This is a genomic window from Flexivirga sp. YIM B11880 (genome assembly GCF_058148645.1).
The window spans coordinates 184,476-198,514 of sequence record NZ_JBMAMH010000002.1 but is presented as its reverse complement, the minus strand read 5'-3'; the positions used below and the strand labels follow the sequence as shown (position 1 = coordinate 198,514).

Annotated in this window: 8 protein-coding genes and 1 riboswitch; of the genes, 4 read left to right on the top strand and 4 right to left on the bottom strand. The window is 68.9% G+C overall.

Annotation, left to right across the window (positions count from 1 at the left end):
• Window positions 1-106 precede the first annotated feature (106 nt).
• Both ACN8HC_RS05395 and ACN8HC_RS05390 read left to right on the top strand, forming a co-directional pair.
• The gene (locus ACN8HC_RS05395) at window positions 107-3,496 is read left to right on the top strand and encodes a TIM-barrel domain-containing protein (protein ID WP_490073850.1); all 3,390 of its coding nucleotides are present in this window, start codon (window positions 107-109) and stop codon (window positions 3,494-3,496) included.
• Between the two features lie 91 nt (window positions 3,497-3,587).
• Window positions 3,588-5,240 carry a DNA polymerase gene (locus tag ACN8HC_RS05390; RefSeq protein WP_490073849.1) on the top strand — a complete coding sequence of 551 codons (1,653 nt, stop codon included), beginning with the start codon at window positions 3,588-3,590 and terminating at the stop codon, window positions 5,238-5,240.
• Here the strand turns inward: ACN8HC_RS05390 and ACN8HC_RS05385 are convergent.
• The 4 genes from ACN8HC_RS05385 to ACN8HC_RS05370 all read right to left on the bottom strand — a co-directional run bounded on the left by ACN8HC_RS05385 (window position 5,237) and on the right by ACN8HC_RS05370 (window position 12,753).
• Window positions 5,237-6,184, bottom strand: a complete 948-nt coding sequence (locus tag ACN8HC_RS05385; RefSeq protein ID WP_490073848.1) for a PAC2 family protein — start codon at window positions 6,182-6,184, stop codon at window positions 5,237-5,239. The two genes, ACN8HC_RS05390 and ACN8HC_RS05385, sit on opposite strands and share 4 nt — an antisense overlap.
• A 63-nt stretch (window positions 6,185-6,247) precedes the next feature.
• Entirely contained in the window at window positions 6,248-10,252 is a 4,005-nt protein-coding gene (hrpA, locus tag ACN8HC_RS05380; RefSeq protein WP_490073847.1) for an ATP-dependent RNA helicase HrpA, read from the bottom strand.
• A 44-nt stretch (window positions 10,253-10,296) separates the two neighbouring features.
• Window positions 10,297-11,169 (bottom strand): serine protein kinase RIO, encoded by an 873-nt coding sequence (locus tag ACN8HC_RS05375; protein ID WP_490073846.1) that lies wholly within the window; start codon window positions 11,167-11,169, stop codon window positions 10,297-10,299.
• 261 nt (window positions 11,170-11,430) lie between these two features.
• The gene (locus ACN8HC_RS05370; protein WP_490073845.1) at window positions 11,431-12,753 is read right to left on the bottom strand and encodes a bifunctional o-acetylhomoserine/o-acetylserine sulfhydrylase; all 1,323 of its coding nucleotides are present in this window, start codon (window positions 12,751-12,753) and stop codon (window positions 11,431-11,433) included.
• Between the two features lie 74 nt (window positions 12,754-12,827).
• Window positions 12,828-12,944: riboswitch (SAM riboswitch) on the bottom strand.
• Between the two features lie 147 nt (window positions 12,945-13,091).
• Between ACN8HC_RS05370 and ACN8HC_RS05365 the strand changes: the two genes are divergently transcribed.
• Both ACN8HC_RS05365 and ACN8HC_RS05360 read left to right on the top strand, forming a co-directional pair.
• On the top strand, window positions 13,092-13,256 hold the full coding sequence (locus ACN8HC_RS05365) for a ribbon-helix-helix domain-containing protein (RefSeq protein WP_490073844.1): 165 nt from the start codon (window positions 13,092-13,094) through the stop codon (window positions 13,254-13,256).
• Window positions 13,253-14,017 carry a hypothetical protein gene (locus ACN8HC_RS05360; RefSeq protein ID WP_490073843.1) on the top strand — a complete coding sequence of 255 codons (765 nt, stop codon included), beginning with the start codon at window positions 13,253-13,255 and terminating at the stop codon, window positions 14,015-14,017. The genes ACN8HC_RS05365 and ACN8HC_RS05360 overlap by 4 nt, the downstream gene beginning before the upstream one ends.
• The last annotated feature ends 22 nt before the right edge of the window (window positions 14,018-14,039 follow it).

Sequence of the window (14,039 nt, the reverse complement as noted above, 5' to 3'; positions counted from 1 at the left end):
CGACCGGTCAACTGGGCACCATCACCTCGGCACACCGGGACGGCAACAGCTACGTCTTCGGCGCCGGCGATGCTCGGCTGCGGGTGACGGTCGAGGACGCCGACCTGTGGCGGGTCGAGGTCGCGCCCGAGGGACCTTCACCGACCCGGCCAACACCAAGCCGAGCGATCCCAGCGCGCCCGACGCCAACATCGTGGTCAAGACCGACTACCGCGGTGCCACCTCGAATCTCACGGAGACGGGGTCGGCATACGTCATCTCCACCTCGGCCGCGAAGCTCACCGTCACCAAGTCGCCGGCCACGCTCACCATGACGCGCGCCGACGGCACGCTGTTGTGGCAGGAGACCGCTCCCCTGTCGTGGAACTCCGCCGGCACCACGCAGCACCTCGCCCAGGGCCCGACCGAGCAGTACTTCGGCGGCGGCATGCAGAACGGCAGCTTCAGCCACCGCGGCCAGCAGATCTCCATCTCGAAGGACGGCTGGGACGAGGGCGGGCAGCCCAACTCCGTGCCGTTCTACATCTCCAGCAACGGGTATGGCGTGCTGCGCGACACCTTCGCTCCAGGCACCTACGACTTCGGATCGGCCGTCACCACCACGCATTCCGAGCAGCGCTTCGACGCCTACTACTTCGTCGGCGACGCCAAACAGGTCATCAACGACTACACCGAGTTGACCGGACGCCCGCTGGCGCTGCCGATGTATGCGCTGGAGCTGGGCGACGCGGATTGCTATCTGCACAACGCGAATCGCGGTGAGCGCCATACCCTTCCGGACTCGACAGCGGTCGCGGACGGTTACAAGAAGCACGATCTGCCACTCGGCTGGATGCTCGTGAACGACGGATACGGTTGCGAATACGAGGATCTCGCGCAAACCGGTGACATGCTGCACCAGCACGGTGCGGAGCTCGGCCTGTGGACCCAGCGCGACCTGACCGAGCAGAAGTCCGAGGTCGCGGCCGGTGTGCGGGTCCGCAAGACCGATGTCGCCTGGGTCGGCCCCGGCTACCGCTTCGGTCTGGACGCCTGCGAGAAGGCCCGCGACGGCGTCCAGGACAACTCGACCGACCGCGCCACCGTCCTCACCATCGAGGGCTGGGCGGGCACCCAGCGCTGCGGCGCCATGTGGTCCGGCGACCAGTCCGGGTCGTGGGACTACATCAAGTGGCAGATCCCGACGTACGCCGGCTCCACGATGTCCGGTCAGCCGGTCACCACGGGCGACGTCGATGGCATCTTCGGCGGCAGCGCCAAGACCTATGTGCGCGATCTGCAGTGGAAGATGATGCTGCCGATGACCTACGCCATGAGCGGCTGGGCCAACAACGACAAGCAGCCGTGGACGTATGGCGAGCCCTACACCTCCATCAACCGGAAGTACTTGATGCTGCACGAGCAGCTGCTGCCGTACTTCTACACCTACACGATGGGCGCGACGAAGAACGGCATCGGCCCGACCCGGCCGCTCTACCTGGACTACCCGGACGACCCGAACACCTGGGGTGACACGGCGAAGTACGAATTCCTCGCCGGCGACGACTTCCTGGTCGCACCGGTCTACTCCGACACCAACGTGCGGGACGGGATCTACCTGCCCAGGGGCGAGTGGATCGACTACTGGACCGGCCGGATCTATCAGGGCGGCCAGACGATCAACGGTTACCAGGCGCCACTGGACACCCTGCCGCTCTTCGTCAAAGCCGGCGCGATCGTGCCGCAATTCCCGAAGGGCACCACCGACTGGGCCGCCGGCAAGAAGGCCGGCCAGCTCGACCTGGACGTCTATCCCAGTGGCAACACGTCGTTCACCAACTACGAGGACGACGGTCGCAGTCAGGCAGCCCTGCAGGGCCAGTCCGCGACCCAGAAGTTCGACGTCACCGCTCCGGTCACCGGCCGGGGCCCGGTCGAGGTGGGCATCGGCGCCCTGTCCGGGTCGTATGACGGCAAGCCCACCACACGGCACTACCGGCTGACCGTCCACACGGACGAGACGCCCGACACCATCACCGTCGGGAAAGCCGCTCTTGTCGAACAGGATTCAGTGAAGGCGCTCGACGCGGCCGACTCCGGCTGGTTCTACGACAGCACGACGGGCATCACGCATGTCAAGACCGCGTCGTTGTCGACCGATGCTCCGGCGACGGTCCGGATCACCGGCGCGGGAGCGGTCGGCGGGTCCCACCCCGAGGACCACGACGTCAGCCTGGATCTCACTCCGGCCGCGATTTCCGTTGCCGGTGAAGGACGTCCGGTCTCGGCACAGTTCACCAACGAGACCGGCAAGCCGGTGGACGTCACGGCCACGAAGGTCACCGCACCGGCCGGCTGGACGTTGAGCGCGAACGGCCCGACGACCGTGGGCAGTCTGCAGAACGGCGCGACCTTCACCGCAAAGTACACGCTGACGCCACCGGCAGATGCGAAGCCCGGCTCGGTCGACCTGACCGCGGCCGTGACCTACAACGCGCACAGCACCCCGCTGACCGTGACTGACCGAGCCACCACGACGGTCGCCTACGCGAGCGCCGCAGCGGCATACAACAACATCGGCATCACGGCGTCGAGCGATCCCTCACCGGGCAACATCGACGGCGGCGGATCGAGTTTCCTCGCCGAGAAGCTCGCGGCTCAAGGGGCAACGCCCGGTGCCAAGGTCTCGGCGAACGGCTTCGACTTCACCTGGCCCGACGTCACGCCGGGCACCAAGGACAACGTGACCGGCGGCGGTCAGACGATCTCGGTGAGCGGCATCGGCAACGCACTGGCCTTCCTGGGGACCGGCACCAGCGGCTCCGCCGGTGGCGCCGCGACCGTCTACTACGCCGACGGCACGACGTCCTCCGGCACGGTGGGTATGCCGAACTGGTGCTGTCTGGCACAGAACAGCTATGGCGCCGAGGTGGCGATCCGCACCCTCGGCAAGAACACGCCGACCGGCCCGGCATACCCGACCACCGAATACCGCGTCTACACCTCGACACTCGCGATCGACCCGGCCAAGAAGGTCGTCGCGGTGACCCTGCCGTCCAACTCGGCCTTCCACGTCTTCGACCTCGCGGTCGGGACGCAACAGGTCGTCGCACCGCCGCTGCCGGACGGGCAGTACGCGTTCACGACCGGTGGCAAGGCGTTGACCGCGACCACCGGTGACCTCGGCTTGCTCACCATGAGCGACCCGAGCAGCGACGCGACGCAGAAGTGGGTGGTCACGCGGAATGCCGAGGACGGCAGTTATCAACTGAAGAACGCCGGGACCGGTGAGTGCGTCGACGTGCCCTACAGCTCGAAGACCGACGGTCAGACGGTCGGGCAGTACACCTGCACGGGCACGGACAATCAGCGGTGGCTGGTCACCAAGGACGGCGGTCAGCTGGTGCTGAAGGCCGTGCACAGTGGCCTCGCGCTGACCGCGGGCACCGACAGCGGCGTCACCCAGTCGGCGGACAAGGGGGTGGCCGGCCAGCGGTGGACCGCGACGGCTGAGTGATTCACGCACCGAGCACAATCATTGCGGCGGGCCCTGTCGGGGCTCGCCGCAATGATTGTGTCCGGGCTGGGTCTGCGAAGGAGGCGACGGGATGCGCGGTGCGCTGTATGCCGTTGTCGTGCACGGCGATCGAGCCGTGTGCGCCTCCGCCGACGGCATCCCCGTCGAGGGAGCCGTGGCGGACGTGGTCCGGTTCGTCGCGGAGACCGAGACGTCCGCCGGCGATCCGCCGCGCTGGGTGTGGTGGTCGGCGCGTGAGGCGGCTGCCCCGTTGGTGCGCGCAGGAGTGCACGTGCGCCGGTCCTGGGATCTCACCGAGGCACACCGGCTGTTGGTCGGCGGATTCGAGGCGGGCGCCGACGAGATCTGGGCGGTTGCGGCCGGTCTGGACCCCGCAGGGCGGCCCACGCCTGCGTCAGGTGACCTGTTCGACCTCGCTCCGGACGACGAGCCGGTGCTGACCGTCGACGGCTATCTGAATCCTTCCTACGTGCAGGACGATTGGCGCGCGGAGCACGTGGCCGACCTGGCGCGGTTGGCGCTGACGACGGCCGGTCGGCAGCAGGAGCTCCTGACGACCCGGCCGCACGGTGTGAGCACGGGGGCGAGCGAGTCCGGTGCCGCCCTGTTGTGCGTGGAGCTGACCGAGCACGGGCTGCCGATCGACCGGCCGGTGCTGGAGCAACTCATCACCGCGGTCGCCGGCCCCCGGCCGCGGGACGAGGAGCATGCCGCACGCATCCGGGCGGCCCGCGACCAACTGGTGCTGCAACACGTGCCGGGCCGCGGCAGGACCGATCTGCGCAATCCGGCGCACGTGCGAGAGCTGTTGCGGTCGCTGGGGGTTCGCGTCGACGACACCCGGGCGTGGCATCTGCGGCCCTACCGCGACGTGCACCCGGTGATCGGTGCGCTGCTCGAGTGGCGCAAGGCCGAACGCATCGCCACCACCTACGGCTGGTCGTGGCTGGACCGCTTCGTCGGTGCGGACGACCGGCTGCGCGGGTCGTGGACCGCGTGCGACGGCGGCGCGGGCCGGATGACGGCGGGCGCCGGCCTGCACAGCCTGCCGACGCCGCTGCGACCCGCGGTCGCCGCCGGCGCCGGTCACGTGCTGGTGCGTGCGGACCTGGGGCAGGTCGAACCCCGGGTGCTGGCAGCAGTTTCGGGCGATCCGGATTTCGCGGCGGCCACCGCCCAGGACGATCTCTACGCCACGGTCGCCCAGCAACTGCAGCTCGACCGGCCGGCCGCGAAGATCGCGGTGCTGGCCGCGATGTACGGGCAGACCTCGGGTCCGGCCGCTGACGCGCTGCACCGGATGGAGCGCACCTATCCGCGGGCGCTGCGCTACCTGCACGAGGCGGCGGACCGCGGCGAACGCGGCGAGCCGGTCATGACGTATGGCGGGCGATTGGTCCGCAGCCGGCTCGCGTCCGACGTGACGGGCCGGCGTGCGGTCGGCCGGTTCACCCGCAACGCCGTCGTGCAGGGTGCGGCGGCCGAGTTCTTCAAGGCCTGGGCGCTCACCGTGCGCGATGCCGTGCGGCCGCTCGGCGGCCGCATCGTCCTCTGCCTGCACGACGAACTCCTGGTGCACGCGCCCGCGGCATACGCGACCGAAACCGCTCAGGCGGTGGACGACGCGCTGCAGGCGGCGGCCCGGCGCTGGACCGGTGGCGCGCCGGTCCGGTTCGTCGCCGACATCAAGGTCGTGCAGCGCTGGTCGGAGGCCAAGGACTAACGCAGGAAGTCCGGCCCCTCCGAGCCTTTGCCCCGGTCGTCGGGCTCCTCCTCACGCAGGAACCGCTCCAGCTCGGCACCGATCTCGTCGGCGCTGGGCAGCTGCGCCATCTCGGTGGCCAGCAGATTCTGCCGTTTGAGCCCCTCGGTGAAGGCGTCGTACTGCTCCTCCAGCCCGTGCACGACCTCGCCGACCTCGTCGCTCTCGGCGACCTGTGCGGCGATCTCGGCGCGGTTGAGACCGGCGATCGCCGCCAGCTCCTGCGCGGGTATGGCGAGCCCGGTGAGACCGGTGATGGCGTGCAACGCTGTAACGGCCGCATCGCCGAAGTCCATCTGCGCCAGGTAGTGGGGCACGTGAACGGCGAAACCGACTGTGTCGACGCCCGACTCGCCGAGGCGCAGGTGCATGAGGCTGTCGAGCGAGCCGGGAATCTGGACGGCGCCGAAGAGCGCTTCGTTGTCCGGGATCAGCGACGGGTTGCTGGCGAACTTCGTCATCCCGATCGGCCGGGTGTGCGGCACCCCCATCGGGATGCCCTGCGCGGTCACCACGAGCTGGACACCGAGCCGGCGGATCAGCTGGCGGATCGCCTCGATCATCCGCTCCCACTGGTAGTCCGGCTCGGGCCCGGCGAGCAGGTAGAACGGCGTGCCGTCCGCGTCGATCATCCGGTAGAGCAGCAGCGCGGGATCGGCGTATTCGGTGAAACGGTCGCGGTCGAACGTCATCACCGGGCGCCGGCCCCGGTAGTCGAGCAGCTGGTCGACGTCGAACGACGCGACGACCGTGTGCTCGAGCGTGCCGAGCAGGTGCGCGGTTAGCAGTTGCTGGGTGTTGCCGGCGTCGATCAGGCCGCCGAGCGACACCACCATGGTGTGCGCGCCGAGCGCGCTCGCGTGGGTGTCGGTCTCGAGCTGGTAGAGCTCTCGCGGGTCTTGCACGACATACTCCTGGAATCGGGGTCTTCACCAGTGCGAACGCCGCGGCACTCCGCGGGATTCCCGTCACCGGCGGGTGGCGTCCTCCACGGCGTCCATGGTCTTGAAGATGCGTTTGGGTGAGACCGGCCGGGCCGTCCCGAGCCGCTGCGCGAACAGGCTGACCCGCAGCTCCTCGATCTGCCACCGCAGGTCCACGACGTCCGGGTCGGTATGGCGGGCCGCCGGCAGCGAGGCCAGCAGCTTGGCGTGTTCCTCCTGCACGATCGCCACCTCCTCGGCGCGCTGCCGGTCACGGCTCAGGTCGCCCGGTGCCTTGTCGATGCGCTCGAGCATCGCCCGCAGGTAGCGGTCCAGGTCGCGCAGCCGGGCGGCCCCCACCTCGGCCACGAAGCCGCGGTGCACCAGTCCGGCCAGTTGCTGCTCCAGCTCGGCACGCAGCTGCGCGACAGACGGCTGGGTCATCGCGTCCAGCGCGAGCCGGACCTCGCGGGCATGGTCGAGCACCGGTGCCAGCGCCTCGACGACGGCGACCACCCGTGGCGCGACCTGCTGGCGCACCGCGCGAAGCGCTTCCTCGAACTGCGCTGCGTCGCGCACCGTGCCGTCCGGCAGATCCCGCGCCACGATGTCGTCGACGGCTGCCGCGAGGACGTCGTCCATGAGGGCCCGCATGGTGCCGTGCGGATTGTTGCCCAGCGCCAGCCGCTGACGGGTGGTGAACAGGCCCTCGATCCGCTTCCACGGCACGTCCACACCGAGCAGGATCAGCCGCCGGATTCCCGCCTTCGTGGCGTGTGCCTGCTCGGACGCGGTCGGCAGCACCTCGAGGGAGACGGTGTCGCCGTGGTCGACCAGTGCGGGGAAGCCCTGGATGGTTCGCCCGCCGTGCCGTTGCTCGTACGTCGCGGGAAGCTTGTCCAGGTCGCCCCAGGTGGTGAGCCCGCTGCGCTCGATGTCCGCGGCCGCCCGGGACACCGCCCCGCGGACCTTGCCGGCCAGCTGCTGCTGGAGCGCTTCCAGGTCCTTGCCCTCGTCGAGCTTTCGACCGCGAGAGTCCTCGACCCGGAAGGTGATTCGCAGATGGTCAGGCACTCGGGACCAGTCCCACTCCCGCGGCGGAACGGCGACACCGGTCGCTGCGCGGAGCGCCTCGCCGAGTTCGTCGGTGATGGATCCGCGGTCGGGGTCGAGGTGCGGAAGTACCCGGCGGGCGTGGTCCGGAGCGGGCACGAAATTGCGGCGGGTCGCCTTGGGCAGTGACCGGATCAATGCGGTCACCAGCTCCTCGCGCATGCCGGGCACCAGCCAGTCGAAACCGTCTTCGGTGACCTGGTTGAGCTGGTCGAGCGGCAGGTGCACGGTCACGCCGTCGGCGTCGGCTCCCGGCTCGAACTGGTAGGTGAGCCGCAGCTTCAGGTCGCCCTGTCGCCACGTCTTGGGGTAGTCGCTCGCCTGGACGGAGTCGGCGTCCTCGCGCAGCAGGATGTCCTCGGTGAGAGTGAGCAGCTGTGGGTTCGTCCGCCGCTCCACCTTCCACCAGGTGTCGAAATGGGCTGCCGAGACCACGGATTCGGGGATGCGGGCATCGTAGAAGTCGAAGAGTTCGTCATCTCCGACGAGCAGGTCGCGCCGCCGCGCGCGGGCCTCCAGGTCGGCGATCCGCGCAACCAGTTGGCGGTTGTCACGGAAGAACGCGTGCCGGGTCTCCCAGTCGCCCTCGACCAGCGCGTTGCGGATGAACAGCTCCCGGCTGAGCTCCGGATCGACCTTGCCGTAGGAGACCTGCCGGCCGGCGACGAGCGGCACGCCATACAGCGTCACCCGCTCGGCGGCCATCACCGCGCCCCGCTTGCGAGACCAATGCGGTTCGGAATACTGGCGTTTCACCAAGTGCGCGCCGAGCCGTTCGGCCCAGGCCGGGTCGATGCGGGCGTTGGTGCGGGCCCACAGGCGGCTGGTTTCGACGAGTTCGGCCGACATCACGTAGTCGGGCTGTCGCCGGAAGAGCGTGGAGCCGGGCTGGATCGAGAACCGGGCGCCGCGCGAACCCTGGTAGTCGCGTTTGTCCGGGTCGCGCAACCCGATCTGCGACAGCAACCCGGCCAGCAGTGCCTGATGTATGGCGTCCTCTCCGGCCGGGTTGTCGCTGGGCGTCAGCCCTTGGCGCTTGGCGATCTGCTTCAACTGGGCGTGCAGGTCCTGCCACTCGCGGATGCGCAGGTAGTGCAGGTATTCGCGCTTGCACATCCGGCGGAAGGCGCTGGACGACAACGACTTCCGCTGCTCCTTGAGATAGCGCCACAGGTTGAGCAGGCTGAGGAAGTCGCTGGTCTCGTGCTTGAACCGGGCGTGGGACTGATCGGCTTGCGCCTGGGCCTCGGCCGGACGCTCGCGCACGTCCTGGATGGACAGCGCGGCCACGATGACGAGCACTTCGCGCAGTGAGCCGTTCTCCGCTGCGGCGACCAGCATGCGGGCCATCCGCGGGTCGACCGGCAGGGCGGCGAGGGTGCGGCCGATGCTCGTGAGGCTCCGGCGCTGCTGCGTCGCTCTCTCCTCGACGGCGCCGAGCTCCTGCAGCAGCCGGACGCCGTCGGTGACCTGCCGCGGGTCGGGCGGTTCGACGAACGGGAAGCGGGACACGTCGCCCAGGCCGAGGGACGTCATCTGCAGGATGACCGACGCGAGGTTGGTGCGCAGGATCTCCGGCTCGGTGAAGTCCGGGCGCGCGTCGAAGTCCGCCTCCGAGTAGAGCCGGATGCACACACCGTCGGCGACGCGCCCGCACCGGCCGGACCGCTGCCGCGCCGACGCCTTCGAGATCGGCTCGATCGGTAGGCGTTGCACCTTGGTGCGCTGGCTGTAGCGGGAGATGCGGGCGGTGCCCGTGTCCACGACATACCGGATGCCCGGCACGGTGAGCGAGGTCTCGGCGACGTTGGTGGCCAAGATGATCCGCCGCTTCGTCGACCGGTTGAAGACCCGGTGCTGCTCGGCGGTCGACAGGCGTGCGTAGAGCGGCAGGATCTCGGTCGACGGCAGCTCGAGCGCGGTCAAGGCGTCCCCGGCGTCGCGAATCTCGCGCTCGCCGGAGCAGAAGACCAGCACGTCCTGCGGCCCTCCATCACCGCGCGCCTCGGTCCAGAGTTCGGTGACGGCGTCGGCGATGCCGGTGACCTGGTCGATGTCGATTTCCTGCTCACGGAGTTCTTCGTCGCTCTTCCTCGAACTCCGCTTCGGCCGGGTGCTCGCAAGCTCGCCCCCAACCTCCGCTGCGCCCTTCGTCAGAGTCTCGACCACCCGCACCAGCGGGCGGTAGCGCACCTCCACCGGGTAGGTGCGCCCGGACACCTCGATCACCGGGACCGGCGGCTGCCCCTCGATGCTGAAGTGGTCGGCGAACCGCTGCGGGTCGATGGTGGCCGAGGTGATGACGACCTTCAGATCCGGGCGGCGCGGCAGCAGCTGCCGCAGGTAGCCCAGGATGAAGTCGATGTTGAGCGACCGCTCGTGCGCCTCGTCGATGATCAGTGTGTCGTAGCGGCGCAGGTCCCGGTCGTGCTGCAGCTCCGAGAGCAGCACGCCGTCGGTCATCACCTTGACCAGCGAGTCCTTGGTCGTGTGATCGGCGAATCTGACCTGATAGCCGACGGTTTCGCCGAGCGTGACGTCCAGCTCCTCGGCGATCCGCTCGGCCACCGAGCGCGCGGCGATGCGGCGGGGCTGGGTGTGGCCGATCATCCCGTCCAGCCCCCGGCCGAGTTCGAGGCAGATCTTCGGCAACTGGGTGGTCTTGCCGGAGCCGGTCTCGCCCGCGATCACCACCACCTGGTGGTCGCGGATGGCCTCGGCGATCTCGTCCCTCGCGGCGCTGACCGGCAGCTGCTGCGGATAACTGATTGCCGGCACGAGCGCGCGACGGTGTTCGCGCCGCGCGGCGCGCTGCTCCGAAGTCTCGCGAGGCGGCCGGCCCTTGCCCTGAGGGCCACGGCCGCGCCCTCGGGGGCCGCGAGACCGACGGCGAGCGGGCGCGGCGGGGTCAGGTGAGGTCATGGTGATCGACCCCATTGTCGCAAACGCCGGCGGCATCCGTCGCATCGATTTGCCGTCGGTCAGACGGCGCGGGCAACCACCTCACCGAACAGTTCCTCGCCGTCGACGTCGAGTCCGCGGGCCCGGAACCAGGCGGCCACGTTGACACAGTCGCGCTGCAGCAGCTCCATGCCGTGGGGGTTGCCGAACAGGTCGACGGTCTGCGGCAGGTCGATCAGCACCAGCCGCTCCCCCGCGACGAGCAGGTTGTATGCCGACAGGTCTCCGTGCACACAGCCGATCGAGGCAAGCCCACTGATGGCGTCATACAGCTGGGTCCAGAGGATTTCCAACAGGTTCCGTTCAGGACGAGTCGCCGCCAGGCGCGGTGCCGGTGAGCCTTCGTGGTCGACGACGAGCTCCATGAGCAGCTCGGTGCCGTCGATCTGTACCGGGTACGGCACCGGCAGTCCGGCTCGGGTGAAGCGGACCAGCGACTCCCACTCGGCCCGCGCCCACCTGCTCGCCGCGACCGACTTGCCGAAGGACGTGCTCTTGGCCATCGCGCGGGCCTCCCGGCCGCCCTTCTTGGGCAGCCTGCGGCCCTCGGTGTAGGTGGTGTTGCGGTGGAACGTGCGATGTGCGGCGTCCCGATAGCGCTTGGCGGCCAGGACGACCCTGCGGTCGTCCAATGGCGCAGACCGCTCCAGCAGGAAGACGTCGGCTTCCTTGCCGGTCTTGAGAATGCCCAGCTCGGTGTCCACGGCGGCGTCGTCGGTGATGATCCAGTCGGGCCACGGTTGCGGGCCGCGGCTGAGCGGTTCGCAGCTGCCCCAGGTCGACCAGCGCTGGTTGTCGCCCAGCTCGCCGATCTCCTGGTAGTCGAAGGTGAATCGCGGGTCGGCCGCGTCGGCCGTGTCAGTGGAGGACGCAGCCTCCGGGTGTTGCGTCATACGAAGTGCTCCGATCGAGGAAGTGCATGGAAACGGGCATGCTGACCCGGACTTCTGCCATGACGGCCTCCTCTCGATCGGTGCGACGGGTGTCGTCGCCGCGGGTGTGCTCACTCTCGCCGTCCTGCGGCGGCGTCGGCAACTGGTTTTCTGATCGACCGGCATACCGACGCATTGAGCGGCATACGGAATCGGGCTGATTCCGTATGCCGCTCAATGCGTTGTCCTGCCGCTCAATCAGGACGGCGGGTTTGTCGTTGGTCAGCTCTTGGCTGCGGTCAGCCCCTGCTCGAGGTCGGCGATGATGTCGTCGATGTGCTCGATGCCCACCGAGAGCCGCACGAGGCCGGGCGTCACGCCGGCCGCGAGGCGGTCCTCGTCCGGACCCTGCGAGTGGGTGGTCGAGGCGGGGTGGATCGCGAGCGAGCGCACGTCACCGATGTTGGCCACGTGCGAGTGCAGCGTGAGCGCCTCGACGAACTTCTTGCCCGCCTCGACGCCACCCGCGATCTCGAACGCGAGCACCGCTCCCGAGCCGAGCGGCGTGTATTTCTGGGCCAGTTCGTAGTATTCGTTGCCCGGCAGCGACGCCCAGCGGACCGACTCGACCTGGTCCTGCTCCTGCAGCCACTCGGCGACCTTGCGGGCGTTGGCGACGTGCCGCTCGACCCGGAGGCTGAGCGTCTCGATGCCCTGCTCGATGAGGAACGCGTTGAACGGCGAGATCGCCGCGCCGAGGTCGCGCAGCAGCTGCACGCGGGCCTTCAGGATGAACGCGAGGTTCGCGCCGAGCGGGCTGCCGACGCCGAGGTCCCGCGCGTAGACCAGACCGTGGTAGGCCTCCTCCGGCGTGTTGAATCCGGGGAACTTCTCCGGGTCCTCGCCGAAGTCGAAGTTGCCGCTGTCGACGATGACGCCGCCGATGGACGTGCCGTGGCCGCCGAGGTACTTGGTGGCGGAATGGATCACGATGTCGGCGCCGTGCTCGATCGGACGCAGCAGGTATGGCGTGGCGATCGTGTTGTCGACGACGAGCGGCACACCGTGGTCGTGGGCGACACCGGCGACCAGCTCGATGTCCAGGATCTCCGACTTCGGGTTGGACACCGTCTCGGCGAACACCAGCTTGGTGTTCGGCTGGAACGCTGCCGCCCAGCTCTCCGCGTCGGTGCGGTTCTCCACGAACGTGGTCCGGATGCCGAGCTTGGGCAGCGTGTGCTTCAGCAGGTTGAACGTCCCGCCATACAGGCTGGGGCTGGCGACGATGTGGTCCCCGGCCTCGACGATGTTGAGGATGGCGAGGGTCTCCGCGGCCTGACCGGAGGCGACCAGCAGCGCGCCGACGCCGCCTTCCAGGCTGGCGATGCGCTGCTCGACGACGTCGGTCGTCGGGTTCATCAGCCGGGTGTAGATGTTGCCGAATTCCTTGAGCCCGAAGAGGTTTGCCGCGTGCTCGGTGTCGTTGAACTGGTAGGACGTGGTCTGGTAGATCGGCAGTGCCAGCGACCCGGTGGCCGGGTCGGCGGTCTGGCCGGCGTGGATCTGCCGCGTCTCGAAGGACCAGTTGGGGGTTGCGTCGCTCATCGTGACCTTCCATGCCTCGAGGAAACGCCGGAGGCGACAGGCGCCGCCCTCGGCGGCGGGACTCACGTTCGTGATGCCCGCGCTTGCCAGCCGGCGATCTGCACCGGCGGCCTGGTCCTCACCCGGGGCACCCCACCGCGGAGGAGGGTTGCCGGTCAGCGAGCCGGGGCTTGGCGCTGACACTCATGACCTGGTCGGGATCGTAGCCCGCACCCTTTCCGCAGTCATAATCGTCTCTAACTGTGGACGCGTCAGAGTGTTATGTATGGCGCGGCCGATCCAGCCTTCCGGAGGGCGCGCCACTTGACGCCGGAGCGCTATCTTCTTAAATTGCTAGCATGCCAGCAAATTCCAAGGAGGGCGGCAAAGCCCAGTTCAACGTCTATCTCCCCCCGGAGGTGATCCGTGCGGTGAAGCACCGCGCCATCGACGACGGCCTCAGCCTCTCGGCGCTCGTCGAGCAGGCACTGCGTGACTACCTCGACCAAGGAGCTGCGAAATGACCCTCTTCGTGCAACCCATCCGCTTCACCGACAACATCGACGCAATGTCGGATCTGCTTGTCGGGCTGGGGCTTTCGGTCAGCATCACGAGCGACAAAGGCGGCTGGGTCGTGCTCTGCGGGCGCAGCGGCACCGTCGCGCTGCACAGTGCTGCCGACTCCGCCTCGGGCGCACAGCCGGGCACAACCTCCCTCTCCTTCGAGGAGACCGGCCTCGACGCCCTCGCGAGGCAACTCGCCGCGAGCGGCTTCGGCACCGAAGGTCGTCCAGGTGAGTCGATGGTGTACGACGAGGCCTACGGCCGCGCGATCACGGTCACGCTCGGTGACGACGAGTTGATCATCAACGGTCGATCCGATGACCTCTACGGCTACACCAGCACAGGGGTCGAGCCGGGCATCGGCGATCTGCAGGTGACGCCGATCCGGTTCGTCGACGACCAGACTCCGGACCGACGGCTGCTCGAAGCCCTCGGCTTCGCGGTCGTGGGCGAGGCGAGCGACTACTTCACGCAGCTGGCGCTGCCCGGCGCCGGAGGCGCCGTCGGCCTGCACCACACCGGTGGCGGCGAACCGCCCGTCATACCAGGCCCGTTCGCGGTGCAGTTGTCGTTCGAGACGATCACTCCCCTTGCCGACATTGCCGAACGCGCGCAGTTCGCCGGTGCGCGTGCCGAGTTGCACGAGTCGGAGTTCGGCGATCACCTGGCCATCACCGACCCCGACGGTCAGCAGATCCTGGTGCACGCCGCCTCGGAGTGAACACAGCGGCCGTGGCGTCATA